We start from the raw sequence: 26,523 nt of genomic DNA on the forward strand, positions 1-26,523 counted from the left end.
ATGGCTTCCGCTCTCCCACGGTCCCGGCCTTTCCGGGGCGTGGTGAAGCCTGTGCTGACGCACAAACCACACAATCTTACCTGATGCGGATGCGCGGCCTCGCCATCCGCAGTAGCGCGAGCGTCCCAGGCGTCCCGGACATCTCTGGCCCCGGGCGTCCCTCTGCGCGTTCCCACTTCAGGACAGGGCGCAAGCCGGCGACTCTATGCGGCCGGATCCGCGCCCGTCCTGAAGACGGAACACGTCGAGCCGGGCGCCGTGGCCGGCTTGCGCCACACAGGCGAAGAGGCCGCCCACCTCGACGGTGCGCGGCCCCTTCGTGCAGAGTCTGCTACTGCTTGGTGACCTGGTCGAAGCTGAGCTCGACCGGAGTCTCGCGCTCGAAGAGCGAGACGAGGACGGTGAGCTTGCCGCTCTCCGGCTTGATCTCGCTGATCGAACCGGGCAGGCCGGCGAACGAGCCTTCCTTGATGGTGATGGTCTCGCCGATCTCGAAGTCGACCTCGATGGGCGCGACGCGAGCGGCGGCCTTCTGACCCTTGCCCCCAGCGGCCTTGCCGGTCTGAGCCGGCTCGACCTGCACCAGGGACTTGAGCATGTTGAACGCCTCGTCAAAGCGCAACGGCGTCGGGTTGTGGGCGTTGCCCACGAATCCGGTGACGCCCGGTGTGTGGCGAACGACGGACCAGCTGTCCTCGTTGAGGTCCATGCGCACCAGCACGTAGCCGGGGATGCGCACGCGGTTGACCATCTTGCGCTGGCCGTTCTTGATCTCGACGACGTCTTCCATCGGCACCTCGACCTGGAAGATGTAGTCCTCCATGCCCATGGTGGTGGTGCGGTTCGCGAGGTTCTGCTTCACGCGACGCTCGAATCCGGCGTACGAGTGGATGACATACCACTTGCCCGGCAGGTAGCGCAGTTCGCGCTTGAATTCGTCGTACGGGTCGACCTCGACGTCATCGGCCTCGTCGGCGTCCTCCGCTGATGCCTCACCCTCGGCGGAATCCCCGTCGACCTCGTCTTCGTCCTCGATCGCCTCGAACGCGGCCTCCGCCTCGTCGGCGTCGTCGATCTCGAGTGCGTCGTCCACGACGGCGTCAGCCTCGGGGTCGGCGGTCTCCGCCATCGCGTCGAGGACGGCATCCAGGTCGATCTCGTTGCCGTCGGCGTCGGTCACGTGCAGCGCCTCACGTTCGGCGGCATCCACCGACTTCTCCTCGGCTGCCAACTCGTTGCCCTCCTGGGCTTCGTCGTCTCCCGCGGCCTGTTCGGCAGCGGTCGCCCAGTCGACGTCGTCGCGCTCTCGTTCAGACACTTGTTCGATCCCTATCCATTCCTGTTGTTGCGCGGTACGGTCCGCGCCGCCGATTCATCTCAGGCCCGTCGTCACGCGACTCGCACCCCCGCCGGCCTGTCGGCTGTCAGGAGCCAGAAGTTCCGAAGACGAGGATGACGAGCCACGAGAAGAGCTGGTCGAGTCCGTACACGATCGCCATCATGATGATCACGAAGACCAGCACAACACCCGTGTAGCTGAACAGCTCCTTGCGCGTCGGCGTGACCACCTTGCGGAGTTCGCCGAACACCTGCCGGATGAAGAGCGCGATCCGAGAGAAGGGGTTGCGCTTGGCATCCCGCTCCTTCTTGGCGTTCGCGACGACATCCTCGCTGGGCTCGTCGATGACTTTTCGGGCCACCTCATACCTTTCGTGGGTCGGAGCCACAGCACCGACTTGCAGGGCGGACAGGACTCGAACCTGCAACCTGCGGTTTTGGAGACCGCTGCTCTACCAATTGAGCCACCGCCCTTCGGCGAAGAAATCCTGACGGTCCCACCCTGGGTGAACGCTGGATCGGTGACCGGCGGACTCGGGGAGGGGCGTCGTCACCAGTCCCTCTCGCGTCCAATAAAAAGGGCGCAAAAAGCTTGGCTGACTTCAACAACCTCGGTCAAGTGTAGGCGAGCCGGGCCGTCTTGTGCAAAGCCGCGCGACCCCTCCGCTCATTCCGGCCGGTTCGCGTGATCGCAGCCTGTACCCGTCGCTACGATCACACACCGTGGCCGTGCGGAAGCGGCCACCACAACGGCCGAACACAACCATCCCGAAAAACCGACCGCGGCACACCGGACGGGGACCGGCACCACCCCACAACCGCAACACGCTCCACAAGGCGGCGACCCGTACCTCCACCGAGCGAACCATCCCAAGAACCTCGACCGCGGCACGCCGGACGGGGACCGGCACCACCCCACAACCGCAACACGCTCCACAAGGCGGCGGCTTGTACGCCGCCGAACACAACCATCCCAAGAACCTCGACCGCGGCACGCCGGACGGGGACCGGCACCACCCCACAACCGCAACACGCCCCACAAGGCGGCGGCTTGTACGCCGCCGAACACAACCATCCCAAGAACCCAACTGCGGCGCGCCGGGCGGGGACCGGCGCGCAGAACAACTCAGAGAAGCCTTCGCGCGAGCGCCCAAGCCATGAGTTCGTGGCGGGACGAGAACTGCAGTTTGCGCCGCACTGCCGACACATGGGTCTCGACGGTCTTGACCGAGATGAACAGCTCCCCCGCGACCTCTTTGTAGGCGTATCCGCGGGCGATGAGCCGCATCACCTCGCGCTCCCGTGCGGTGAGGCGGTCGAGCTCGTCGACGCTCTCCGCCTGCTCCCCGGATGCCGCGCCGAACGCATCCAGCACGAACCCGGCGAGCCGAGGCGAGAAGACCGCATCCCCTCCCGCCACCGCGTGCACGGCGCGTGTGACGTCGGCGCCGGAGCTGCCCTTGGTGATGTATCCGCGAGCGCCGGCGCGGATGACCGCGACCACGTCCTCGGCGGAGTCGGAGACGCTGAGCGCGAGGAACCGCGTGGCAGGAACGTGGGGTGCGGCGCGGCGCACGACCTCGGCGCCGCCTCCACCGGATCCGCCTGGCAGGTGCACGTCGAGGAGCACGACGTCGGGGTGCAGGGAGGTGACGGTCGCGATGGCGGAGTCGACGGCATCCGCTTCGCCGATCACGCGGATGCCGTCACCGAGGTCAGCACGCAGCCCCGAGCGGAAGATCGAGTGGTCGTCGACGATGACGACCGTCACGTCGGCTGCCGACTCGGCATCGCCGACTGTCGGGTCGACTGCGGGGTGGGCGACGTCGGCCGCCTGGGCCGGGACGCGGTCGGCGGAACCGACCGGGATCCGCTGGTCGGATGAGGCCCCATCGCCGTTCTCGCTCACGCGCGCTCCTCGCCGTACTCGTAGTGCAGACGCACCTCGGTGCCTTCACCCTCTGCGGTGCGCACGGATGCCGTTCCGCCCGCGCGGCGCATCCGTCCCAGGATCGACTCTCGCACCCCCATGCGGTCGACGGGAACGCCATCCAGCGAGAAGCCGGGACCGCGGTCGCGCACGAAGACGTCGAGTGCGGTCGCCGTGCTCTCGATGTAGACGCTCACGTCGCCGCCGGCGTGGCGTGCGGCGTTCGCCATCGCCTCCCTCGCCGCTGCAGCCACCTCGCCGGTGGACCGCTCGCTCGTCTCCCCCACGGCGACGACGTCGAACCGCACCGGATAGTCCAGCTCGAGAGCTGCAGCCACGTTGCGCAGATCGGTGACAAGGTCGCTGTCGACCCGCGCCTCGCCCGAGTACAGCCACTCCCGCAGCTCTCGCTCCTGCGCCCTCGCCAGGCGCGCAACCTCGCTCGAGGCCCCCGCCCGCGTCTGGATGAGCGCCAGCGTCTGCAGCACCGAATCGTGCAGGTGCGCAGCCATCTCGGCACGCTCCTCCTCGCGCACGCGCTTGGTGCGCTCGGCGATGAGCTCCCGCCAGAGCCGCAGCGCCCATGGACCGGCGAGGACCGCGACACCGGCCAGCAGCGCGGCGACGAACAGCAGCCATGCCCAGCCAGGTGCCGCGCTGCCCCAGGCGAAGGGGCCGAGGAAGCCGACCGCGACGAGCACGGCGCCGCTGGAGATCCTGAGCCATCGTGCGGCCGTGGGCGTGCGCGGCGCCTGCGCGTCGACGAGCTGGTCCCAGACGACGGCTGCCGCGCCGAAGACGATCGCCCCCGTGATCGCGGGCAGCAGCGCGGTCGGGGCGACCTCGCCGGCACGGAACGCGCCGCCGAGACCGAACACGATGAGTGCGAACGCCCCGGCGAGAGCCACCAGTATCCACGGCACGGAGACGCGGCGGTGCACGATCCCGTGGGTGCCGTCCGCCTCGGGCTCGAGTGGTGTGAGCGCCCACAGCCATCCGTAGAGCAGGATGCCCGCCCCGCCGCACAGCGCCAGCCCCACCGCGAGCCAGCGGGTGGCCGTCACACCCCATCCGAGGTGGCGCGCCGTGGCGACACACACGCCGCCGAGCACGCTGTCCCGCGGGCGCATCAGCGGCGGACGCTGGACTGTGCCAGGTGCCGCAGCACCATGCCCACCCGTAGCGCGCGCATCCCGAGCCGACGCACCGGTACCGCGCCCGCGCCCCGCCGACCCACCGGAATCGGGCGCGGGAGAGGACCGGGTGGACATACTGGCATCCAATCATCCGAGGGTCGCGGCCGGATCCCTCGGGGGCGGATCTCAGGGACGGATCAGGGGCATCCCCGATCGCGGCGGGCTCCGCCGGTCCGGCACGATCGAGGTATGTCGGATCACAGCAGCACTCCCCCGCCTTCCCCGGATGCCCGGAGGGCGGCATCCGGCGAGAACTCCGCACGATTCTTCGGCTGGCTCCGCAGCCTGGGCATCGCACGCGGCAACGGATGGATCGGTGGAGTCTGCGGCGGCATCGCCGCCAGGCTGGGCATCGATCCGCTCATCGTGCGCGGCATCGCCGTCGTCATCGCCCTTCTCGGCGGACCCGCACTCCTGGTCTATGCGGCCGCTTGGCTGATGCTGCCGGACCGGAACGGCGATATCCATCTGGAACGCCTGATCAGAGGGCATTTCGAACCGGCAATGGTCGGCATTATCGTGATCGCCTTGTTCGCATTCCTGCCGTTCTCGCAGGGCTTCTGGTGGACCGGCGCCCAGTTCTGGAGCGGATTCTCCTGGTTCGCCACCCTCGGCCGAGCGCTCTGGGGCCTGCTGATCATCGGCCTCATCGTCGCGTTCATCGTGTGGGCTGTGCGCAATGGGCGTATCCCCCCGACTTCGCCCCAGCAGTCGTATGACCCTTCCGCGACAAGCCGAAGCGGATACGGCACGACTCAGGGCTCGTGGTCTTCACCCGCCCCGACGGCCGACGCTGCGGCGGGAGGCGGAGCCGCGTCAGCAGCGGGGGCTGCGACGGCCGCGACGACTGGACCATTCACGTCATCGACTTCACTGACGGATGCCGGCGGCGGCGCCACGGATTCGGGTTCCGCAGGCGCCGCCCCGGCATCGACCCCGCAGAGCGCACAGCAGGAGACGCAGCAGGACGCGACCGACATGGCCGACTGGCGCGCCCGACAGGATGCGTGGCGTGCGGACTACGCGGCGTGGACCGCTCAGCAGGAGGATGCCAGGGCGATCCGCGCGCAGCGATCCGCCGAGCTCCGCGCACAGGCCGCCGTACTGACCGCGGAGGCGGAGGAGGCGCGTCGGCGACGACGGGCCGCGAATCCGCGCACGAGCGCTGCTTACGTCTTCATCGTCCTCGGTCTGGCACTCATCGGCGGGGGCGTCGCGGGTGCCGTCGCACTGACGGGCTCAGGTGCCGCGTACGCACTGCCGATCGGAATTGCCGGCGCTGCCACGGTGACCGGTATCGGGATCGTGACGGCGGGCATCCTGCGCAGGCGAAGCGGATTCCTCTCGTTCGTCTCGATCGTGCTCGTGCTGCTCGCGATCGGCACGGCTCTGCCGCCCCGCGGTGGCGGACTCGTCTGGCCGGCGGTGTCGTACACGGATGCCAGCTCGGTGCACATCTACCAGCCGGTGGGGTCGACGCAGCTGCGCTACGAGTCGACGGGCTCCTACGTCGCCGACGTCACGCAGTCCGCGGGCGAGGTCACAGTCGTCGTCTCCGGGGACGTCACAGCACGGATCACCATCGTGCAGCACACGCCGGGAAGCGACATCGACGCGTTGAGAGACCCGATCGACGGGAGCGGCGACAACACCCTTCCGGCCGCGAAGGTCGACCCGTCCAACGGCACGCACACGTACGTGCTCGGCGACGGCCCGGCGCAGGCGAACGTGCACATCGATCAGGGTGCGGGCAACGTGACCATCAGGTACCTGCCGTCCTCCGACTGATGCGCGGATGACACCAAGCGACGCGATCAGCGCACCCGATCCGGCCGGCCCAGGCCGGCACGACGACCTCACGAAAGGACGACCGATGTCCGACTCCACACGACACGACTCCGATGACGCCGATGGCCGCGCCGCCTCGACGGATCCACACAGCATCGGTGACGCTGACGAGAACCCCACTCTCCCGACCGTCCCCCTGAGCTCCGACGCCGGATCCTGGGCCTCGGGCCAAGAGTCCGAGCCGTCGGGTTCGGGCGGTCACTCGAGTCAGGATGCCGACACCGAACGCCTCGGCACGGCGCCGTTGATCACACCCGCTGGCACGCCCCTGACCGGAAGCACTCCGGGCGCCGGCACGCAGGGTGCCGAGGCTCGGGATGCCGGGGCTCGAGGTACCGAGGCCCCGGGATGGGTCGACTCCTCAACGGCCTCGGCCGCCACCACCCCGATGGATACGCTGCTCGGCATGGGCTCCGCCGCGGATGCCGGCGCCCCCGCCCGCCCCCGGGTGCGTTCCGGTGCCATCGCTTGGGGCCTGATCGTGATCCTCGCCTCTGCCGCGCTCATCGCGCTGACCGCGGTCCCCGCCGCTGCGCGCTGGTTCGAGGACTGGACGAATTCGCTCACGCCGGCCGGATTCGCCGTGGTCGCCGTAGTGGTCGTCGGAGCGTTCGTGCTCTTGCTCGCTGGGCTCTCCGCCATCCGCGGGGCGCAGCGTCGCGCCGCGGAGCGGAGCCGCTGAGGCCGTCCAACTGGTCCGCCCGTTCCCACTCGTCGACACCCCGGCGAGTGTGCAGAAACGTCCTTCGAATTCACAGGAAGGACGTTTTCTTCGCACTCGCCGGGTGGGGGGTGGGGGGCACGCAAGCGGCGATGAGGCGGCGGGCACGACCAGCGAAGGTCTAGAGTTCGAGCCCCACCAGCACCGGCTCCGGGTGCAGCAGCACCCCGAACTCGGACTGCACGCGCGACTGCACGTACGACGCAAGCTGGGCGACCTCCAGAGCGGATGCCCCGCCCCGGTTCGTGATCGCGAGCGTGTGCTTACTCGAGATGGCCGCGCGAGATCCCGGCAGCCCGAAGCCACGGGTGATCCCGGCGTGCTCGATGAGCCAGGCCGCGCTGAGCTTCACCCCCGCGGATTCCGAGCGCGTGCGGTGCCGCTCCCGGTCGGCAGCGGCATCCGCGAGGATCCCGACCGCCGTGCTCTCCTCCGCCGTCGAGCCGTCGAGCCGTGCGACAAGATCCGGCTCCTCTTCGGCGAGCGGCCAGCGGGGCGCATCGGACGGCAGTGTGCGCGCAAAATGCGTCGAGACAATGGGGTTGGTGAAGAACGACCCGGCGCTCACGGAGTCGGGGTCATCGGGATCCAGCACCATCCCCTTCGACGCCCGCAGCGACAGCACCGTGCGCCGGATCTCCCCGAGCGACACCTGCGTGCCGACCTCGACGGCGAGGGCGTTCGCCAGCTGCGCGTACGCGATCGGCTCGGCGAGCGCTGCGCCCACCTCGGGGCGCTGCGTCAGCTCCAGCTCGACCGCGATCACCACGCCCTCGAGTCCGCGCTTGAGCACCGAGGTGCGATAACCGAGCTCGAGGTCCGCGGCGGTCATGCGGCGCACGTCGCCGGTGGCCGCGTCGAGGAAGTCGACCGCGACGAGCACGGAGCTGAGCTCCTGCCCGTACGCACCGATGTTCTGCACCGGGGCGGCGCCCACACTGCCGGGGATACCGGACAGCGCCTCGATCCCCGCCCAGCGGTTGCGCCCGGCGAGGGCGACGAGCCCGTCCCAGCTCTCGCCGGCCTGCACGCGCACGCGCACGGCATCCGGATGGGATCCACCAGGCACGTGCTCGACACCACGCGTCGCGATCCGCACCACCGTGCCGTCGAAGCCGTCATCGCTCACGACGGTGTTGGATCCGCCGCCGAGCAACAGCACGGGCCCACCGCTGGCGTAGGCGTCGGCGGTGAGCGCGATCAGCTCCTGCTCGTCCCTCGCTGTCACGAGGTTCAGCGCAGGACCGCCGACGCGCATCGTCGTCAGCTCTGCGAACGTGACTTCACCGGTCATGCGGACGTACACCCCAGCTCACGGGCGACGAACACGCTGCGACGGTCTGGCGTCACGCGAGCGACACCCACGCCTGGGCCTTGCCGAGCACGGTCTGCCCGCCGTAGGTGACGGTCAGGTCGATGCGCGCCCTGGCGCCCTCCGCGTCGAGCGCGCCCACCTTCGCCACGACCGACACCGTCGCGCCGTCGTTGCGGTCAACGACGACCGGGCGCGTGAAGCGCACCTGGTAGTCGACGACCCGGGCCGGATCGCCCGCCCAGCCGACGACGGTCTGCACGGCGACGCCCATGGTGAGCATCCCGTGGGCGAGCACACCGGGCAGACCGACGAACTCGGCGATGTCGTCGCGGTAGTGGATGGGATTGAAGTCTCCGGATGCTCCGGCATAGCGCACGAGGGAATCCCGCTCGAACAGATGCTCGGCGCTGGCCACCTCGTCGCCGACGGCGAGCGTGGAAAGTACAGGGGTGTTCGGCATCAGTCTTCTCCTCGTACGACGAGGGACGACGTCGCGGTCACCACATGCTCGCCTGCAGCGTCACGGATGGCGGTGGCAGCGGTGACCATCGCGTTCCCGCCGAGCAGCTTCACCGAGGTCACGGTGAGCTGCGCGGTGAGTTCGTCTCCCGCCACGACCGGCCGGGAGTACTCGAAGCGCTGATCGCCGTGCACCACTCGGGCGAAGTCGATGCCGGCATCCTCGTCGGCCAGCAGCTGTGCGAGCGTGTGCTCCTGCACGACGACCGGGAACGTGGGCGGCGCGACGACGTCGGCGTGGCCGGCGGCCCGTGCGGCCTCCGGATCGAAGTTGATCGGGTTCGTCGCGAACACGGCTCTGGCGAACTCCCGCACCTTCTCCCGTCCGACCAGATACGGAGGCGTCGGCGGGTACGTCCGCCCTTGAATCTCGGGGTTCACAGGCACGCACCTCATTCTACGGATGCCGCACTCGGCCCCCTCCGCCGCTCGGCCCCCGCGTGGCCGGCAACGCTTGCACCCGCTGAACCGACCGTCGCGTCGTCCGAGTCGCGTCGTCCGAGGAGGCGCGCACGAGAGCGGCGCGCACGAGAGCGGCGCGCACGAGAGCGGCGCGCACGAGAAAGCCCCCGACCTTTCGGCCGGGGGCTCCTCGCAGTTCTGCTACTGCTGTGCGTCTAGCGCTTGCAGACCGTGCCTACTGGCAGCTGTCGCACTGCAGAAGGTCCATCGGGTCGACGGGAACTGCGTAGCCGCCGACAGTGTCGTTTTCGTAGTCCATGATGACCTCCCCTGAATATTCGACCGGAACGGAATTCGCCCGATACGCCTCTCCGCGATTCGGGTGCGGAAACCGGCCCCCCAATGACTCCGGCCCAATGTTCCGTGCGGTGTTCACCCACTATATAACGTGAATCACACGATTGTCATTCCACTAGATGTTGTGTTTGGAGAGATTTTCGTCCTCACGAGTCACGGTAGCCGCAACCCCCGACATTTCGCGGCGGAAACGGTCGCACCGGGTCGGCTCAGGCCGACCAGGAGACGCGGATCTCGGCGTGTCGCCGATCCCCCGGCGCTTCGCCGGGTGTCACCTCGTCGACCGACCGAGAACCTCGACCAGGGGCCGATCAGATCGGCTTCATCTCATAGGACGCACGTACCTCCCCAAAACGGGGGCCATCCCGACGCGCTCCCCTTCTCGATCCCCACGTGTGCTTGTAGCGTCGAGAAAGGTTCGCACAAAGGAGTCCGCTCGTGGATCGCGCCGAGGCACTGCCGCAGCGGAGACTCCTGCGCCTGCTGCTCTGCGGGCTCGGGGTCGCCGGTGGTCTCGTGCTGCTCGGTCTCGCGTTCGGTGCGCTCTCCGCCTCCGCTGAAGAGCCGGGCGGGTCTTCGACTCCCCCTGCATCGAGCCCGGCGTCACCTTCGAGCTCTGGGCTGCTGGGTGCCGTCGGGTCGATCGTCGGGGCAGTCACCGCGCCGGTGACCGACACCGTCGGTGTCGCGACCTCGACGGTGACGTCGGTGATCACTCCCGTGACGCAGACGCTTCCGCAACCGGTGCACGACGCGGTGCAGCCTGTGACGGATGCCGTCACCACCGTGACCTCGTCCGTCTCCGTCACGCAGACCCTCGCGCCCGTCGCCGGCGCCGTCGACCAGCTGGTGAACGCGGTCCCGGCCGTCGGGCCCACGCTCAGCTCCACCCTGGGATCCGTCTCCGGGATCACAGCACCGTTGGCCGGAGCCGTGGACAGCACGCTGGGAGACGTCGAGACCACGACCGGCAGCGTGTTCGGTCCGCCGCCGCCGTCGGCCATCCCGCCGGACCCGGGCGGATGCGGCACGCCGGAATCAGCGGACAACGGCTCCGGACTCGCGGCGGTCGCCACCACGAACACGTCGGGTCCGGTGGCCTGGGGATCCGGCCCATCATCCGCGTCGACAGTGCCCGGATCCGCTTCCGCACCGCCATCGGACGTCGGCGGCCTCGGCACCGGTGACCCGGGCGTTCCGTGGCCGGCGGGTGATGCATCCGTCCCGCCGCCGGGGAGCGGTGCGTCCGGATCCGGTGCGCGTGCAGGCGGCGGCTCTGGGGGCTCCACGGTCGCCGGAACCCCCGAACTTGTGGCCTTCGCTGACTCCGTGGGCGCTCTCGGCGCGGTACCGCGCGACGACAGACTCCCTTCGACGCCCACCTTCGACACCGACTCGTCGCCTGACTGAGCTGGTCCGCTCCGCCGTGCCGTGGTGCGGCATCCGATGCGATGCCCTGCGCCCTGCCCGGCGGAAGACGGGACCCAAGTCTTCCCGCTTCGCGGGGTGCGCTCGCGTCTGAAAGCGGATGCCCACGGGCATCGACGGCAACGCGCGCTCCAGCGGGAAGCAGCAGAACGCTCTTCTCAGGGAGTTACAACCATGAACAGAATCGTGTCGAGAGGACTGTGGTTCACGGTCATCCTCGGCGGCATCTCACTGGCGGGGATCGGCGCGGCGAACGCCGCAGAGCCCTCAACGAGCGGCAACGACGGAGCAGGCTCCGGCGATGTGCTCGGCATCGACCTGAGCGCTCCGATCTCGCTGGCGGGCAACGCCATCAGCGGGATCGGTGATGCGCTCTCGAACGGTGCGACGACCGCGCCATCGTCCGCTCCGGCCGCGACATCCTCGACCTCGACGGGATCGGGGGCACCGGATCCGGGGTCGGGCTCGGCAGCATCGGGCCCGGCGACCTCGGGAGATGGCGGCATCGCATCCGGCGACATCGTGTCACCGACGGTGAGCGTGCCGATCACGCTCTCCGGCGACGCGGTGAGCGTCGTCGGAGACTCGACGAGCACCGACGCGACGACGGCGGCACCGTCGCCCGACAGCTCATCGACATCGACGGGCGGCACAACGACCGGTGACGACAGCCTGCTCGGCGGGCTCGTCGCACCGATCGCGGTGAACGCGCCGATCACCGTCAGTGGCAACGGAATCAGCGTGCTGGGCGACTCGACATCCGACAAGGCGGACACGTCGACCAGCACCGGGGGGCCTGTTGCCACTGCCGGTCCGACGTCCACGGCGGGCAGCGACAGCCTGCTGGGCGGGCTGCTGCTGCCGATCGGCGTGAATGCGCCGATCACCGTCGGCGGCAACGCGATCAGCGTGGTCGGCGATTCGACCACAACCGATGCGACGTCAACGTCCGCCCCCACCGCGGCCTCCGGCCAGGGCGGAGCGGACGACCCAGGCGGCAGTACGACAGGTGATGACAGTGCGATCGGCGGCCTGCTGGCCGACGTCGGAGTGAATGCACCCGTAACCGTCGGCGGCAACGCCATCAGCGGAGTCGGTGACTCGACCACCTCGGATCCCACCACCACAGGTGGGGCTGCAAGCTCCGGCACCAGCGGATCCACCGCCGGCGACGGCAGCCTGCTCGGGGGCCTGCTCGCTCCGGTCGGCGTGGACGTTCCGGTCACGGTCGGGGGCAACGCCGTCAGCGTGATCGGCGACTCCACGACGACCGGATCCGACACGGGAGCCCCGGGAACACCGGGCACACCCGGCGATCCGGGCACACCGGGAACTCCGGGGACGCCGGGTACTCCGGGAACACCCGGAACTCCTGGCACGTCCGGCGGCGTCGTGCCCGCCTCGTCGGTGACTCCGGTCTCCGCCGTGGCGACGAGCGATGTCAGCGCATCCGGCGCACTCGCCGACACGGGATCCGATTCGCTCGGCGCGCTTGCCGCTGCGCTGCTCGGTCTCCTGGCGGGACTGGGCGTTCTGCTCCTGGCGCGACGGGCGACTCGAGCCTGAGCCGGTCGTCAGCGGGCTTCGGGCACAGCATCCGCTCGAAGCCCGCTGACGCACGCCCTGCCAGAGGCAACGGCCCGTCTTCCGCCGTCACGAAGTGCGAGTCGTGCCGGAGCGAACTTCGTGAAAGCGGAGCGCAGCGTGGACGCCGGGTGCGCGCCGTGGCAGAGCGAACGCCGTCGCGGAGTGCTGCCGATCGACCTCAGGCCTGGATGACGGCGAGCACGTTGCCCGCCGGGTCGCGGAACCACGCGATGTCGGGGCCCCACTCCGGCTTGTCCGGACGGGCGATGCCCTTCGCATCGGTCGGGAACTCCGCATCCGAGTAGATCTTGGTCGTCACGCCCGCCGCGTTGAGTTCGTCGACCGCGGCGTCGATGTCGTCGACCACGAAGTTGAGGATCGTGAACGACGCCGGCGTGTGATCCGGCTTGCCGTAGATGAACACCTCGGCTCCGCTGGGCTGCGTGATCCGGATGCCCATGTCGCCCTCGCCCTCCACCCGGAGTCCGAGGACGGTTCCGTAGAACTCCTTGGCCTTCTGCAGATCGTCAACGCTGAATCCGCTGAACGAGTCGATCGCACTGAACATGAGTCACCCCGCTTGTGTCGTCGGGCACCGGCTCATGCCGCGAGCCCACGTGTCACGATCCCATCACCCGGATGCCGTGTCCACCCTTGTCGCGTCAGCCCTGCTCGAGCAGTCTCGCGAGCCGCCGCGATGCGCCGCGACCGTGCAGCACCTCACCCATGACGCCGCGGAGAGCGCTCGTGCCGTCGTCGTCCTGTTCCAGCGCGGCCTGCGCCCGCGTCTGCCGCAGCGTTCGCTCCCCCGCCGCACGGCGGACAGTCTCGTACGCGTCGAGCTCATCGGCTGGGCCGCCGGACCGCAGCACGGCCGTGAGGCGCTCCGCGAGGTCGATCGCGTCGTTCAGGCCGACGTTGAGAGCGGATCCGCCCGCGTTGAAGACGTGCGCGGCATCGCCGGCGATCAACGTCCGTCCCGCACGGTACGCATCCGCCTGCCTGCTGTTCGCGATTGTGCTGCGCTCGGCGGCGGCATCCGTGAACGGCAGGTCGGCTCCCAGCACACGACGAAGGCTCGCTCTGAGCTCCTCGACGGGGAGCGGATCCGTCGGCTCGACCTCGCCTCGAGGCTCGTGGGTGCTGATCAGATAGAGGTCGTCAGGCGCCGAGGGGTCGAGCGCGCGAACGGGAGCGATGGAGAAGCCGCCGCCTGGCATCCTATTCGGGCGCATCGCCGCAACGCTGCCGACCCCACGGATCGTGAGCTTGTCCGCCGTGCGCGTGATCGCTTCCGCCGGAATGGTCACCCGGGCGATGCGGGCGATCCGATCGCTCGTGAAGCCGGGGAATCCGATACCCGCGCGCTTGCGAACGACGCTGTGGGCGCCGTCGCATCCCACGAGGTACAGCGCCCGGACGGATGCCGTCTCCCCGCCGTCTCGGACCTCGGTGTCCACACCGTCGGCGTCCTGGGTGAAGCCGGCAACCTCGCATCCGCGCCGGATCACGGCACCCGCGGCGACCGCACGCCGCTCCAGCAATTCCTCGAGTCGACGCTGGGGCACCGGGAGGATGTGCAAAGGGTTGCCGGGTCCGAAGCCCAGACGCAGTGGCAGCGAACCGAACTGGAATCGCGGCGGAGACACGACGCGCAGCCGCGTTCCCGTGAGGATGCCGCGTTTCGCCAGTGCGACCGCCGCGCTGCCCACGACGCCGTTCGCCTTCGGCTCGGTGTGCGGCTCGGCCGCCTGTTCGAGGACGACGACCCGGACGCCACGCTCGGCGAGATCGCCCGCCAACAGGAGTCCGACGGGGCCGGCACCGACGACGGCGACCTCGGGGTCGCTCTGCGATGCGTTCTGTGGATCCACGACAAGGGACATGGCGTCAGTTTGAGTTGACAACGGGGTTCTTGTCAAGTCAAACTGACACCGTGGAACCTTTCGACCTCGCCGCGCAGCTGCGCGTCGCCGATCCCGCCGTCGGGCTGCGCGCGGCCGACGCGCTGCGTCGTCTCGCCGAGCGCGTCGAAGCCGAGCACGTCGCCCAGGCGCGTCGGCTCGGCTGGTCGTGGGAACAGATCGGGGATGCGCTCGGAGTGACGCGCCAGTCTGTTCACGCCAAGTACGGAAAGGAGTCGCCGGATGTTCGAGCAGTTCGCAGCCCAGGCACGCAAGGCCGTCGATGATGCCAGATCGGAGGCCAGCCGTCGCGGCGATCGACGGATCGGCACCGAGCACCTGCTCGCTGCCCTTCTGAACGACGCCGCGCTTGCAGGCGTGGTGGGAGCGGATGCCGCCGCAGCGCGCACTGCCGCCGACGATCTCGATCGCGTGGCACTGGCATCCGTCGGGCTTCCGTTCACGGGCCTGCTGCCCACCGGTCGCGCCGCGCTCGGGCGGCATGTGCCGTTCACGGTCGGCGCCAAGGCTGTGCTGCAGTCGGCCGTCGCGAGGGCCGTGTCCGAGCGGTCCCGCAGGCTCACGACGCGCCACCTGTTCCTCGCCGTGCTCGATCGCGCGGCGCCGGATCCCGCAGCCACGCTCGTCCACGAGCTCGGACTGCATACCGGCACGATCCGTGAGCGCCTCGAAGCCGCGTACTGACCAGCCGTGCACCGCGCAGACCGTGCGGAAACAGCAAGCCCGATGGGCCGAGGATCTCGGCTCATCGGGCTGGAGTTGGGTAAGCGGGCGAGTGATCAAATGGGCCGCTTGCTCACCGCCCCCACGGAGAGCAATGAACGACCCAAGACGAGCTTGGTCCCGGCCGGCGAGGGTTGTCAAGCGTTGCCGGATCCATTCGTCCGCATGCGACGTGACCTTTTCGCGGGGCGAGCCGAGCTGTTCGCGTTGAGTCCGACAGCAGTTCGCCGGTCGAGGCCAACCCCTGTTCGACGTCGAGATCAATGCTCCTTCGAGGACGGGAACAATCCTCGTTCCACCTACAAATAGCGCTGTTCGCTCCAGGGCGAAGAACGATGGCTGCACACCGAACGGGGTGGGCGCCCGGACTCCGCGTTCCCTGTGCGACGTGGCCCTCGCTGCCTGGGACCGCCGCAACGATTCGGATGACGATCTCGGCGTCCCGCGAAGTCCCGACGTAGCCTGGAAGAGTCGCGATGGGGCGACGCGGGCGAGGGAGATGGTCAGCATGCGCGCAGAGGTGGGCGAGCGCATCGTCATCCGCGGAATGACGGTGGAGACGCCGGACAGGCATGGCGAGATCGTCGAGGTGCGGGGCGAGAGCGGGGCGCCGCCGTACCTCGTGCGATTCGACGACGGACACGAGACACTCGTCTACCCGGGGGCGGACGCGACGGTCGAGCATCCGCAGTAGCCGCCCACCGATCCGGAACCCGTTTCAACTGCAGAAAATGCTCTTCGTCGGTGCGACGAAGAGCATTTTCTGCAGTTGAAACGCGATCTCGGCGAGACGCGATCCCGGCGAGTCCGCGGAGCCGAGCGGAACAGAACCCGCCGCTGGCCTCAGGCGCGGAGGTCGAGCCAGCGCACCTGCTCGGGCGTGAGCGTCACGTCGAGACCGGCCATCGAGGTACGCGTCTCCTCGATGCTGCGCGGCCCGAACAGCGGGAATGTCGGGAAGTCCTGAGCCAGCACGTACGCCAGGGCGACGGCGGTCGGGGCGACTCCGAGCTGCGACGCGAGTTCACGGGCGCGAGCGAGACGCTCGAAGTTGTCGTCGCTGTAGTAGCAGCGCACGAGCTCCTCGTCCGTGGTGTCGGCACGATCCGCTCGGGCGAAGAAGCCTCGCGCCTGCGACGACCAGGGCAGCAGGGTAGTGCCTGAGCGCTCCAGCCATTCGCGGTCCTCGTCGTCGGTGACGTAGCGGCATCCGGCCCACGGCACATCCAGCGCGTGCGCCAGGCCGAAGTGGTCGCTCAGCACGGAGAAGCGCCGGCGGCCGTTGGCATCCGCGTACTCGAGCGCCTCCTGGAACCGGGCGATCGACCAGTTGGAACCGCCGAACGCGCGGATGCGCCCCGCCTTCGCCTGCTCGTCGAGCACGTCGACGAACTCCCCCACCGGAATCTCCTCGTTGTCGCGGTGCATCAGGTAGACGTCCACATGGTCGGTCTGCAGGCGGTCCAGCGTCTCGTCGAGCTGGCGCACGATGGACTCCGGATCGCAGTGCGGCGTGTGCGCGCCCTTGCCGATGATCACGACGTCGTCGCGCAGGCCACGGTTCTGGATCCACTGGCCGAGCAGCCGTTCGCAGCGTCCGCCGCCGTAGATGTAGGCGGTGTCGAACGCGTTGCCGCCGCGCTCCACGAAGTCGTCGAACATGGCGGATGCGTGGCCAAGCGTCTCCTGATTGTCGACGCCCATGACGAGGCGCGACACGTCCTTGTCCAGGCCGGGGATGCGGCCGTAGCGCATGGGCGCATCCGAACGGCGGCGCGGAGCGTGTCCGCTCGCCGGCGGGATGTTCGTGGTTGCGCTCTCGAACGGATACTCGAGTCCCAGCGCGGCGCGCCACCTGTCGAGCGCGGCCGCGTTGCCCAGGCTGTCGGCCCAGCTCATGTGCGGGCTCTGGCCGGCCGCGGCGAACTCGGCGACGGCATCCGCCTGCAGCGCGTACTGGTAGGCCGGCTCGATGCGGATCTGCTCGGGAGCGGCATCCGTCGTGCACACCTCGATGAAGCTCGGCTCGGTCGTGGACGGCAGCCACGGCTGCGGCACCACGATCCGGCCCTTCGATCCGCTGACGACGACGCGGTTGTCATCCGCGACGCGAACGCCGCTCGTCACGTGTGCGGTGATGCCGGATGCGAAGACGAGGGATGCCGTCGCCCACTCGTCCACGCCCGTCTCGCCGAGCGTGCCCTTCGCGGTGAGCGAGACCGGGTTCGCGAACGGTGCGCCCGTCGCGGCGCCTGCAACGAGTCGCGCGACCGAGACGGAGTATCCGCCGACGTCGAGGATTCCGCCTCCTGCGAGCTCCGCATTCATCAACCGGTGCTCGGCCGGCACGTCGGCGCGGAAGGCGAACGACGCCTCGATGTGCTGCACGTCACCGATCGCACCGGATGCGACGAGCTCGGCCAGGCGCACCGTCTGCGGATGGAAGCGATACATGAACGCCTCTGCCAGGTACCGGCCGTTGCGGCGAGCAGCCTCGACGACGGCCATGGCGCCCGCGTGGTCCACGGAGAGCGGCTTCTCGCAGACGACGTGCTTGCCGGCATCCAACGCCTGGATGGCCAGCCGCACGTGATCGATGTGCAGCGTTGCGATGTAGATCGCGTCCACGTCGGGGTCAGCGAAGAGCGCCTCGTAGCTGTCGTGGATCCGGATCGCTCCCGGGGCGCTCTCGAACTCCGCGGCGAACGCGCACGCCCGCTCCGGGCTGCGGCTGGCGAGGGCCACGAGTTCGCCGGTGCGGCTGTGCGGGAGCTGCTCCGCGAAACGGTGCGCGATCCCGCCCGGTCCTGCGATGCCCCATCGCACGTGCTGCAGTGGCTGGTCTGGTGAGTTGGCCATGGCGGTTCCTCCGTCGTCGTCGATCGGTTCTTCGGGTGATGGACCGGACATGCTCCGGCGGCACACGTGCGCGGCGGTCAGCGTTCTGCATAACCGTGAACGTTCACGGTTTGCGAGATTACCAGTACGATTCCGAGCATGGCAACAGGTCGACGCAAGGTCGCAGGAGCGGATTCCGGTCCGGCGGACAGCACCGCACCGGCCATGGGATCCGCCAGACCCGCCACGATCAACGACGTCGCCGCGGCCGCCGGCGTCTCGCGCCAGACCGTGACTCGAGCACTGAACGATCTACCGGATGTGAGCCCCGCGACCAAGCAGCGGGTGCAGGATGCCGCCGCCGCCTTGCACTACCGACCCAACAGGGCCGCACAGCGTCTGGTGCGCGGGCGTGACGTGACGGTCGGGTTCATCGTCGGAGACCTGCGGAACCCGTATTATCCGGAGCTCGCGGCCGAGCTCACCCGCCGGGCCGCCGAGCGCGACTGGGGTGTCGTCGTGTCCGACATCGGCGGGCAGGGCGGGGCCGAACGCATCGAGTCCGTCCTGTCTCGTGTGGACGCGGTGATCGGGCACCTCGGGCCTGCGGGCCGTGGCCTCGTCAGCCCGCGCATCCCCAGAGTCTTCTTGACGGACGATCCGGTCGACGGGGTCGCCAGTGTGCGCTTCGACTACGAGGACGCCGTGCGCGACGCCGTCGAGCATCTCATCGCGCGCGGACGACGGCACATCGCGATGATCGACGGCGGAACGAGGCCGTCACTGCGCGCGCGGCTGCTCCAGGCCGCCCTCGAGCGGCACGGCCTGCCGTCCGCGACGATGATCCCTGCGCCGGACACGCACAGGGGCGGAGTGGCCGCCGTTGCGCGGCTGCTGGAGGCCGCGCCCGGAGTGGACGCCGTGCTCTGCTTCAACGACGTGATCGCGGTCGGGGCGCTGAAGGGGTTCGCGCGGGCGGGCATCCGGATTCCCGACGACGTCGCCGTGATCGGGATCGACGGCCTCGACATCGGAACCCTGGTCACGCCGGAGCTCACCACGCTGGCGATCGACATGGGCACCGTCGCACGAGACGCCCTCGATCTCGCGGACGCGCTGTTCAGAGGGAAGACGGGCAGCGACCTCCGCCGCACCGTGCCACACGCGCTCGTGGTGCGCGAGTCCGCCTAAGGCGAGCACGCATGCCGCGTGCCCTGTTGCACAGACAACAGCGCCATGTGCGCACTGTCGCGCCAGCTCGGCCGGCGCTGCAGTGCGCACATGGCGCTGTCATGGCACGGGTTGGGGTGCTGAGCGTCGGGGTATTCGGTGCCGAGTGCGCCGGCTACTGCACCGACCAGCCGCCGTCGGACGGCAGCACGACGCCGTTGATGTTCACGCCGTCGTCGCTGAGCAGGAACGTGATCGACGCCGCGAGGTTCTCCGCGGTCGCGACCGTGGGGATCATCGCCTGGAACGGCTGCAGCCTGGCCGAGCCCGCCTGCGACACGTTCGGCGGGAACGGGATGCCCGTCGCCACGCCGCCCGGCGCCACCGCGTTGACCCGGATACCCTGCGGTCCGTACATGAACGCGGCGCTCCGGGTGAGGCCGACCACGGCGTGCTTCGACGTCGTGTAGGCGTTTCCGGATGCGTTGCCGCGCAGGCCAGCCTCGGATGCGATGTTGACGACGGATCCCTTGCCCGCCGCGATCATCGCCGGAAGCACCGCACGCGTCAGCTTGAACGCGCCAGTGAGGTTGATGCCGATGACGCGATCCCAGGTGGCATCCGACGTCTCGTGCAGCGGCGAGAAGTCGTCGTTCACACCTGCGACGTTCGCGAGCGCGTCGATCCGGTCGCCTGCGGCCGCGACGATGGCGTCCACGTCGTCCTGTTTCGTGATGTCGCCGACCACGGTGACGATCTGCGCATCCGGAAGCGAGGCGGCGAACTCGGCCAGACGGTCGGCCGACACGTCGACGGCGACCACGCGACCGCCCTCGCGTGCGACGCGGGATGCCGTTGCACGTCCGATCCCGGATGCCGCCCCGGTGATGATCACGGTCTTGCCGGCGAAACGACCGGGGGTGACGACCTCGGCCCATCCGCTCGACTCCGTCTCCTCCGGCATGACACCGCCGTTGGCCTTCAGGACCAGGTCGTCCACGACGGACTGCGGCATCTGCCCCTGGCTCAGTGCGACGAGCTGTTGAAGCGGCAGCCCCTTGATCGGTGCGAGCGTCGACTCGTCGGCACCGCTGGCGGCCAGCAGTCCGCGAACGAGCTGTCCGCCCTCCGGATCGTCCAGCCACTCGCCGATCGTGCTGTTCGCCGTCAACGGCGTGCGTCCCTCTGCCATATCTCTCTCCTTTGTGTGATGGTCGGATCTGGTCTGGTAACGCTGGTCGAGCCTGTCGCCGCTGGTTGAGCCCGGCGAAGCCGGCCTTGCATGGTCCGTGGTTTCGCTCCTCAGCGCGCACGCGTCACGTCGCTGCGCGACGCGCCGGAACCGGCCGCCGGGGCCCCGAGCTCAACCAGCGGAGGTGGCTCGTGCAGTTCGGCACGCTCAACCGGCGGTGGATTGTTCGTCAGCCGGCGATATTCGCAGGCGTTCGAGTCGCGTGGGTCTCGACGGCATCCGCGTTCGCATCGGCTCCCCCCGTCACCCCGTGCAGCGGATGGCTGCGTTCCAAGGATGCGCCTTCCACGTCGACGTCCGGAAGGATGCGGTTCAGCCACTTCGGGATCCACCACGCCGCCTTGCCGAACAGGTGCATGAGGCCGGGCACGAGCACGAGGCGCACGACGAACGCGTCGAAGAGCACGCCGAACGCGAGACCGAACCCGAGCGGCCGCACCATGTTCAGCTCGGAGAAGACGAATCCGCCGAACACCGAGATCATGATGATCGCCGCCGCAGTGACCACCGCCCGGCCACCGCGTAGCCCCGAGACCACCGCCTGTTTAGCGGGCAAGCCGTGCACGTACGCCTCACGCATGCCGGACACCAGGAACAGCTGGTAGTCCATGGCAAGGCCGAACAGCACGCCCATCACGATGATCGGCGCGAAGCTCAGCACAGGCCCGGGATCGTGCACCCCGAAGACAGCGCTCAGCCAGCCCCACTGATACACGGCGGTCATTCCACCGAACGCCGCGAACAGCGAGAGCACGTAGCCGCCGGTTGCGATGAGCGGCACGAGCAGTGAGCGGAACACGATGATCATGATGATCAGGGAGAGGCCGACGACCACCGCGAGGTAGAGCGGGAGCACGGCGGCCAGCTTGTCGGAGATGTCGATGTTGGCGCTGGCCTGACCGGCGACGCCGACCGTGACATCCGATCCGAAGACGGTCCCCTCGCGCAGGCTGTGCACGAGCTTCTCCGTCGACTCACTGCTCGGGCCGTCCTGCGGCACGACCTCGAACGCGATGAAGTCGCGGGTGTCTGACGCACCGATCGGCGCGACGGCGACCACGTCATCCACGGCCATCAGTTTGTCGGCGAGCGCCGCCTCGGTGGGCAGCAGGTTCGCCTCGGTGACACCCTTGGGCAGCGTGGCCGTGACGATGAGCGGACCGTTCTGACCCGCGCCGAACTTGTCGGCCACCGCTTCGTACGTCGTGTACTGCGTCGAGCTCGTGGGTTCGGACGAGCCGTCGGGAAGGCCGAGCCGCATGGAGAGCGCCGGGATCGCGATGATCAGCAGCCCGATCACGGAGGCGACAACGGAGACCACGACGCGCCCGGTGCGCATCGGACGCACGACAGGGGCTCGGTGCTTCTCGTGTCCGATCTGCGCGCGTGCTTTCGTGCTGAGCACGCGGTGCTTCAGCAGGCCGAGCAGCGCCGGCGTCAGGGTGACGGCCACGAGCACGGCGATCAGCACGCAGGCTGCGCCGACGGTGCCCATGACGCCGAGGAATCCGATGCCGCTCACGTTCAGCGCGAGGAGCGCGACGAGCACTGTCGCCCCTGCGAACACGACGGCATTGCCTGCGGTGCCGTTGGCGAGTCCGATGGATTCCTTGAGCTCCATGCCCGCCAGGAGCTGTCTGCGATGTCGGTTCACGATGAAGAGCGAGTAGTCGATCCCGACAGCAAGTCCGAGCATCAGGCCGAGCACCGGGGTCACCGATGACATGTCCACGACACCGGAGAAGGCCATAGCGCCCGCCACGCCGACGCCGACGCCGATCAGCGAGGAGATCAGCGGCATCAGTGCGGGCATCAGGGCGCGCATCATCACGATGAGCACGATGAGCGCGATCACCACACCGGTGATCTCACCCGGGCCGATGAGGCCGGAGATCGAGGTGGCGATCTCCGACGAGTAGTTCACCTCGACGCCCGAGATGTGCGTGGCATCCAGCTTGTCCGCCACCGCGGTCTTCACCGACTGCGGCAGGTTGAACATGTCCTCCTCGAACTGCACCATGCCGATCGCGGTCGTGCCGTCGGTGGAGACCGTCTTGATGTCGGCTGAGGCGTCCATGAGCTGCATGCCGGCATCCGTCTGCTTCTGCGATGCCTCGAGCTTCTTCTGCGACTCGTCCAGCTGATTCTGCGACGCGTCGAGCTGGGCCTTGGAGGCATCGAGCTGTTGCTGCTGCGCCTGGAACTGAGCGGATGCCTGGTCGTACGTTCCTGCCGACTTGGCCTGTGCGATGGCGGCGTCCAGCTGCTGTTGTCCGGCCTCCAGTTGCTGGCGGCCCGATGCCACCTGAGCCTGCCCCTTGGCGAGCTGGTCCTTGCCCGCTTCGATCTGAGCCTGGCCGTCGCTGAGCTTCGTAGCCTGTTCGTCGCGCTGCGCTGCGGTCGTGAACGGATCAACGACACTGTCGACGCCGTCGACCTTGGCCACCGAGCCGAGCAGATCGCTGACCTCGGACTTCTGGGAGTCGCTGAGCTTCGAGCCGTTCGTCGTCTGGAAGACGACCGTTCCGGTTGCACCACCGCTCTGGTTCAGCTCCGACTTCAACTGGGCGGTGACCTTCGACGTCTCGGTTCCGGGGATGTCGAAGCTCGTGGCGAGTGTGCCGCCGAACGCGAGGAACGCACCGGCGGCGATGCCGAGGGCGACGATCCATCCGATGAGAACGGTCCACGGTCGACGCGCCGAGAACAGTCCGAGGCGGTTGAGCAGATTTGCCACGGGCGAGCCCTTTCGATTCAGAGGGTTTGTGGGTGCGCGCGACGGTGCGACGGTGAACAGTGGCGACGGCATCCACGATATCCGACACCTGTCGGTTATCCGTCACATGTCGGAGAACTCCCAGCGAACCCCTCAGCGACAGTCACCGTCGTGGCAGAATCGCGAAGCATGGATGCCCGCATCGCCCGCACGCGCACGCACCTGCAGGACGCCCTGCTGGAGCTCGCCCGTGAACGCAGCCTCGACGAGATCACGGTCGCGGACATCGTCGACCGAGCCGGAGTGAACCGCAGCACCTTCTATCAGCACTACTCCGACAAGGACGTGCTCCTGGCCGACGCTCTCGACGCCGCCGTCGAGCAAGCGGGAGAGCGCCTCGTCAAGCTGACGGTCCCGGTGTCAGGGCCGCCGGAAGATCTGCTCGCCTACCTGAAGCACATCGAGCAGAACGCGAGCCTGTACTCGCGCGTGCTCGGCGACCGCGGATCGGCGATCGTCACCGCTCGCGTGCGCGATCGCGTCGAACGCGTGGCACTGGAGGGCATCAGCCGATCGAATGTGCCCGCCTACGAAGGCGTGCCGCTGGAGATCGTCGCCGCCGGCATCACCGGATCCGCGATGGGCGTTGTGCGGGCGTGGCTGGAACGGGATCCGCGACCGCCGGTCGAGACGGCCGCAGCATGGCTGTGGCAGGTGCTGCTCGGTCCCGGCACGGCGTGGACGTTCGGCGACGCCGACGCGAGCTCCGGTCAACACTCTGCGGAGGCCGCACCGCGGTAGCACCGTCGCGTTTCGAAAGTCCCGGAACACACCGATCGCGCCTGTCTTCGCGATCGGAACGAGAACGTGTCTGTCGTCGCGTGGCTACGGCGCCGGATGCTCGCGGTCGCTTTGGTGCAGGTGCTCGCGATGATGCGCGGGCGTGCCTTCGGCCACGATCGCGTCGATCTGCTCCTCCGTGATGCGCTCGGCATCGGAGTCGGACGCGACGGTCGCGGCATCCTGCCGCCAGAGCTTCGACGGCCACCAGATGGCACGGCCGATGTCGTACGACACGGCCGGCACCAGCAGCGAGCGCACGATGAGCGTGTCGACGAGCACGCCGAACGCGACGATGAACGCGATCTGCGCCAGGAACAGGATGGGGATGACACCGAGCGCCGCGAACGTCGACGCCAGCACCAGCCCCGCCGACGTGATGACGCCGCCCGTGACGGCGAGTCCGCGCAGGATCCCCTGCCGCGTGCCGTGCAGCTGAGACTCCTCGCGCACGCGTGTCATGAGGAAGATGTTGTAGTCGATGCCGAGTGCGACGAGGAAGACGAATCCGTAGAGCGGCGCGGCGGGATCCGCTCCGGGGAATCCGAACAGGTCGTTGAACACGAATGCGGAGACGCCCAGCGAGGCCGCGAACGAGACCACGACAGAGAGCACGAGCAGCACGGGCGCGAGGATCGCCCGCAGCAGCAGCATCAGGATCACGAGGATCACCACGAGCACGATCGGGATGATGGTGTTGCGGTCGTGGATCGACGCATCGTTCGAGTCGATGGCCACGGCCGTGACGCCGCCGACCAGGATGCCGTCGTCCACCCTGGCGAGGTCGGTGCGGAGCGAGCGCACGGTCGCCTCCGCGGCGTCGGAGTCCGCCGGGTCGCTGAGTGTGGCCTCCAGCATGACGTCGCCGTCGACCGTCGTCGGTTCGGGCAGCGGAGAGCCGGGTGCGCCAACGGGCTGAACGCCGTCCTTCGTCACTGGCGCGGTGCCACTCGGCGAATCCTTCGCGACGACGGTCACCGACGAGACGCCGTCGTGGTCGAGCAGCACGTCGGCCATGGGCTGGAGCTCCGAGACCGGCCCGACCACGAGTGCGGGGCTTCCGGATCCGCCGGGGAAGTGGTCGGCCAGCACCTTCTGGCCGTCGCGGGCGTCCGAATGTCCGAGGATGAGGTCGCTCTGCGGCACGCCGTCCGCCTTCAGCTGCAGCACGCCTGTGGCGCCGGCGAGCAGGGCGATGGTGCAGACGATCCAGATGATGCGCGGCGCACGGCGGATCCATCCCGCGACGCGGGCCCACAGCCCCTTCGCATGCGGGCCGACGACCTGCGGATGCTCCGACCCGAGCTTCGGCCGCACCGGCCAGAATGCCGCACGCCCGAACGCGAACAGCAACGACGGCAGCAGCGTCATCGCCGCGAGGAAGGCGAACACGATGCCGATGGATGCGACCGGTCCGAGCGCCTTGTTCGAGTTGAGGTCGCTGAACAGCAGGCACAGCAGACCGACGATGACCGTTCCGGCGGAGGCGACGATCGGTCCGAACGCCCCTCGAATGGCGGTCCACGTGGCACGCCACCTGTTCTGCTCGTCGCGCAGCGCCTCCCGGTATCTCGACACGTAGAGCAGCGAATAGTCGGTGGCCGCCCCGATCACGAGGATGAACAGGATGCCCTGCACCTGCCCGTTCAGCTGCACGAGACCCCACTTGGCCAGCCACCACACCACGAGCAGCGCGACGCAGAGGCCGAACATCGAGGTGGCGAGCACGAGGATCGGAAGCAGAGGCGACCGATAGACCACGACCAGGATGAGGAACACCGCGGCGAGCGCCACCGCGAGCAGGATGCCGTCGATCCCGCCGAACGCGGCGACCAGATCCGCCGTGAACCCGGCGGGGCCCGTGACGTACGAGGTGACGCCGTGCGGAGTGCTCGTGTCGAGATGGTCGCGCAGTCCGGCGACGTTGCTGTCGAGATCCGAATCGTCGGCGAACGGCACGAACATCTCGGCGGCCTTGCCGTCCTTCGAGGCGATCGGCGGCGAGACGTCGCCGTGCACGCCGGGGAGGTCCGCGATGTCTTTTGCGTCATCCGCGATCGCAGCGAGGTCGTCCTTGCTGAGGCCGGACGAGCGCTGATACACGACGATGGCGGGAACGGCGTCGCTGCCGCTGAACTTCGCCTGCAGGTCGGCGACCTGCGTGGCATCCGCGCTGGCCGGCAGGTAGCTCGCCTGATCGTTACTGGAGACCTCCGAAACGCGCCCGAAGTACGGCCCGCCGACCCCGGCGAGCGCCAGCCACACGACGATGAGGACGGCCGGCAACAGGATCCGCAGCCAGCGGGGAACTCGGCCGCTCGTCTGCTCGGCGCGGGGCTCTGGAGCCTTCATCGGACGCTGTTCCTCTCGATGGATGAGCTGTGCCGACCGTCGGTCAGGAGCGCATCGGTCGACCAG

General features: G+C 68.9%; 22 protein-coding genes and 1 tRNA gene. 9 read left to right on the top strand and 14 right to left on the bottom strand.

Annotated elements, in window-relative coordinates:
- Positions 1 to 331 precede the first annotated feature (331 nt).
- The 5 genes from nusG to ACX9R5_RS17345 form a co-directional block, all read right to left on the bottom strand.
- A complete protein-coding gene (gene nusG / locus ACX9R5_RS17325) occupies positions 332 to 1,318 on the bottom strand; it encodes a transcription termination/antitermination protein NusG (RefSeq protein ID WP_459410306.1) in 987 nt (328 codons plus the stop codon).
- Between the two features lie 106 nt (positions 1,319 to 1,424).
- A complete protein-coding gene (gene secE / locus ACX9R5_RS17330; protein ID WP_170027425.1) occupies positions 1,425 to 1,700 on the bottom strand; it encodes a preprotein translocase subunit SecE in 276 nt (91 codons plus the stop codon).
- A 39-nt stretch (positions 1,701 to 1,739) separates the two neighbouring features.
- Positions 1,740 to 1,812 (bottom strand) — tRNA-Trp (locus ACX9R5_RS17335).
- Positions 1,813 to 2,464: 652 nt separating this feature from the next.
- Positions 2,465 to 3,109 carry a LuxR C-terminal-related transcriptional regulator gene (locus tag ACX9R5_RS17340; protein ID WP_459410372.1) on the bottom strand — a complete coding sequence of 215 codons (645 nt, stop codon included), beginning with the start codon at positions 3,107 to 3,109 and terminating at the stop codon, positions 2,465 to 2,467.
- 134 nt (positions 3,110 to 3,243) lie between these two features.
- On the bottom strand, positions 3,244 to 4,398 hold the full coding sequence (locus ACX9R5_RS17345) for a PspC domain-containing protein (RefSeq protein ID WP_459410307.1): 1,155 nt from the start codon (positions 4,396 to 4,398) through the stop codon (positions 3,244 to 3,246).
- A gap of 255 nt (positions 4,399 to 4,653) precedes the next feature.
- On the opposite strand from ACX9R5_RS17345, the gene ACX9R5_RS17350 reads away from it, so the two are divergent.
- On the top strand, positions 4,654 to 6,252 hold the full coding sequence (locus tag ACX9R5_RS17350) for a PspC domain-containing protein (protein ID WP_459410308.1): 1,599 nt from the start codon (positions 4,654 to 4,656) through the stop codon (positions 6,250 to 6,252).
- A gap of 85 nt (positions 6,253 to 6,337) precedes the next feature.
- Positions 6,338 to 6,994, top strand: coding sequence for a hypothetical protein (locus tag ACX9R5_RS17355; RefSeq protein WP_459410309.1), 657 nt, complete (start codon positions 6,338 to 6,340; stop codon positions 6,992 to 6,994).
- A 160-nt stretch (positions 6,995 to 7,154) separates the two neighbouring features.
- On the opposite strand, the gene ACX9R5_RS17360 is transcribed toward ACX9R5_RS17355, so the two are convergent.
- Genes ACX9R5_RS17360 through ACX9R5_RS17370 form a run of 3 tightly spaced genes read right to left on the bottom strand, consistent with a single transcriptional unit; the run spans position 7,155 to position 9,254 of the window.
- The gene (locus tag ACX9R5_RS17360; RefSeq protein WP_459410310.1) at positions 7,155 to 8,327 is read right to left on the bottom strand and encodes a UDP-N-acetylmuramate dehydrogenase; all 1,173 of its coding nucleotides are present in this window, start codon (positions 8,325 to 8,327) and stop codon (positions 7,155 to 7,157) included.
- Positions 8,328 to 8,379: 52 nt separating this feature from the next.
- Positions 8,380 to 8,808, bottom strand: a complete 429-nt coding sequence (locus ACX9R5_RS17365; protein WP_459410311.1) for a MaoC family dehydratase — start codon at positions 8,806 to 8,808, stop codon at positions 8,380 to 8,382.
- Positions 8,808 to 9,254 carry an FAS1-like dehydratase domain-containing protein gene (locus tag ACX9R5_RS17370; RefSeq protein ID WP_459410312.1) on the bottom strand — a complete coding sequence of 149 codons (447 nt, stop codon included), beginning with the start codon at positions 9,252 to 9,254 and terminating at the stop codon, positions 8,808 to 8,810. The genes ACX9R5_RS17365 and ACX9R5_RS17370 overlap by 1 nt, the downstream gene beginning before the upstream one ends.
- A gap of 810 nt (positions 9,255 to 10,064) precedes the next feature.
- On the opposite strand from ACX9R5_RS17370, the gene ACX9R5_RS17375 reads away from it, so the two are divergent.
- Positions 10,065 to 11,036 (top strand): hypothetical protein, encoded by a 972-nt coding sequence (locus ACX9R5_RS17375; protein WP_459410313.1) that lies wholly within the window; start codon positions 10,065 to 10,067, stop codon positions 11,034 to 11,036.
- A gap of 192 nt (positions 11,037 to 11,228) precedes the next feature.
- Positions 11,229 to 12,620: a chaplin family protein gene (locus tag ACX9R5_RS17380; protein ID WP_459410314.1), complete on the top strand. Its 1,392-nt coding sequence runs from the start codon at positions 11,229 to 11,231 to the stop codon at positions 12,618 to 12,620.
- Positions 12,621 to 12,819: 199 nt separating this feature from the next.
- Here the strand turns inward: ACX9R5_RS17380 and ACX9R5_RS17385 are convergent, their stop codons facing one another.
- Positions 12,820 to 13,209 carry a VOC family protein gene (locus tag ACX9R5_RS17385; protein WP_459410315.1) on the bottom strand — a complete coding sequence of 130 codons (390 nt, stop codon included), beginning with the start codon at positions 13,207 to 13,209 and terminating at the stop codon, positions 12,820 to 12,822.
- 94 nt (positions 13,210 to 13,303) lie between these two features.
- Positions 13,304 to 14,527: an FAD-dependent monooxygenase gene (locus tag ACX9R5_RS17390; protein ID WP_459410316.1), complete on the bottom strand. Its 1,224-nt coding sequence runs from the start codon at positions 14,525 to 14,527 to the stop codon at positions 13,304 to 13,306.
- A gap of 50 nt (positions 14,528 to 14,577) precedes the next feature.
- Here ACX9R5_RS17390 and ACX9R5_RS17395 point away from each other — a divergent pair, with 50 nt between their 5' ends.
- The 3 genes from ACX9R5_RS17395 (at position 14,578) to ACX9R5_RS17405 (ending at position 15,983) form a co-directional block, all read left to right on the top strand.
- Positions 14,578 to 14,832 (top strand): helix-turn-helix domain-containing protein, encoded by a 255-nt coding sequence (locus ACX9R5_RS17395; protein WP_459410317.1) that lies wholly within the window; start codon positions 14,578 to 14,580, stop codon positions 14,830 to 14,832.
- Complete coding sequence (locus ACX9R5_RS17400; RefSeq protein ID WP_459410318.1) at positions 14,789 to 15,250, top strand: Clp protease N-terminal domain-containing protein; 462 nt, start codon at positions 14,789 to 14,791, stop codon at positions 15,248 to 15,250. The genes ACX9R5_RS17395 and ACX9R5_RS17400 overlap by 44 nt, the downstream gene beginning before the upstream one ends.
- A 547-nt stretch (positions 15,251 to 15,797) precedes the next feature.
- Entirely contained in the window at positions 15,798 to 15,983 is a 186-nt protein-coding gene (locus ACX9R5_RS17405; RefSeq protein ID WP_459410319.1) for a DUF1918 domain-containing protein, read from the top strand.
- A gap of 149 nt (positions 15,984 to 16,132) precedes the next feature.
- Here the strand turns inward: ACX9R5_RS17405 and ACX9R5_RS17410 are convergent, their stop codons facing one another.
- Positions 16,133 to 18,148, bottom strand: coding sequence for an aldo/keto reductase (locus tag ACX9R5_RS17410; RefSeq protein WP_459410320.1), 2,016 nt, complete (start codon positions 18,146 to 18,148; stop codon positions 16,133 to 16,135).
- Between the two features lie 138 nt (positions 18,149 to 18,286).
- Here ACX9R5_RS17410 and ACX9R5_RS17415 point away from each other — a divergent pair, with 138 nt between their 5' ends.
- Entirely contained in the window at positions 18,287 to 19,318 is a 1,032-nt protein-coding gene (locus tag ACX9R5_RS17415) for a LacI family DNA-binding transcriptional regulator (RefSeq protein ID WP_459410321.1), read from the top strand.
- A 154-nt stretch (positions 19,319 to 19,472) separates the two neighbouring features.
- Here the strand turns inward: ACX9R5_RS17415 and ACX9R5_RS17420 are convergent, their stop codons facing one another.
- Together ACX9R5_RS17420 and ACX9R5_RS17425 are read right to left on the bottom strand one after the other, a co-directional pair.
- Positions 19,473 to 20,489, bottom strand: a complete 1,017-nt coding sequence (locus ACX9R5_RS17420; RefSeq protein WP_459410322.1) for an SDR family NAD(P)-dependent oxidoreductase — start codon at positions 20,487 to 20,489, stop codon at positions 19,473 to 19,475.
- Between the two features lie 229 nt (positions 20,490 to 20,718).
- A complete protein-coding gene (locus ACX9R5_RS17425; RefSeq protein ID WP_459410323.1) occupies positions 20,719 to 23,286 on the bottom strand; it encodes an MMPL family transporter in 2,568 nt (855 codons plus the stop codon).
- Positions 23,287 to 23,436: 150 nt separating this feature from the next.
- Between ACX9R5_RS17425 and ACX9R5_RS17430 the strand changes: the two genes are divergently transcribed.
- Positions 23,437 to 24,066, top strand: coding sequence for a TetR/AcrR family transcriptional regulator (locus ACX9R5_RS17430; RefSeq protein WP_459410324.1), 630 nt, complete (start codon positions 23,437 to 23,439; stop codon positions 24,064 to 24,066).
- 84 nt (positions 24,067 to 24,150) lie between these two features.
- Here the strand turns inward: ACX9R5_RS17430 and ACX9R5_RS17435 are convergent, their stop codons facing one another.
- Positions 24,151 to 26,457 carry an MMPL family transporter gene (locus ACX9R5_RS17435; protein WP_459410325.1) on the bottom strand — a complete coding sequence of 769 codons (2,307 nt, stop codon included), beginning with the start codon at positions 26,455 to 26,457 and terminating at the stop codon, positions 24,151 to 24,153.
- Positions 26,458 to 26,523: the final 66 nt, after the last annotated feature.

Source organism: Rathayibacter sp. CAU 1779 (genome assembly GCF_054551755.1).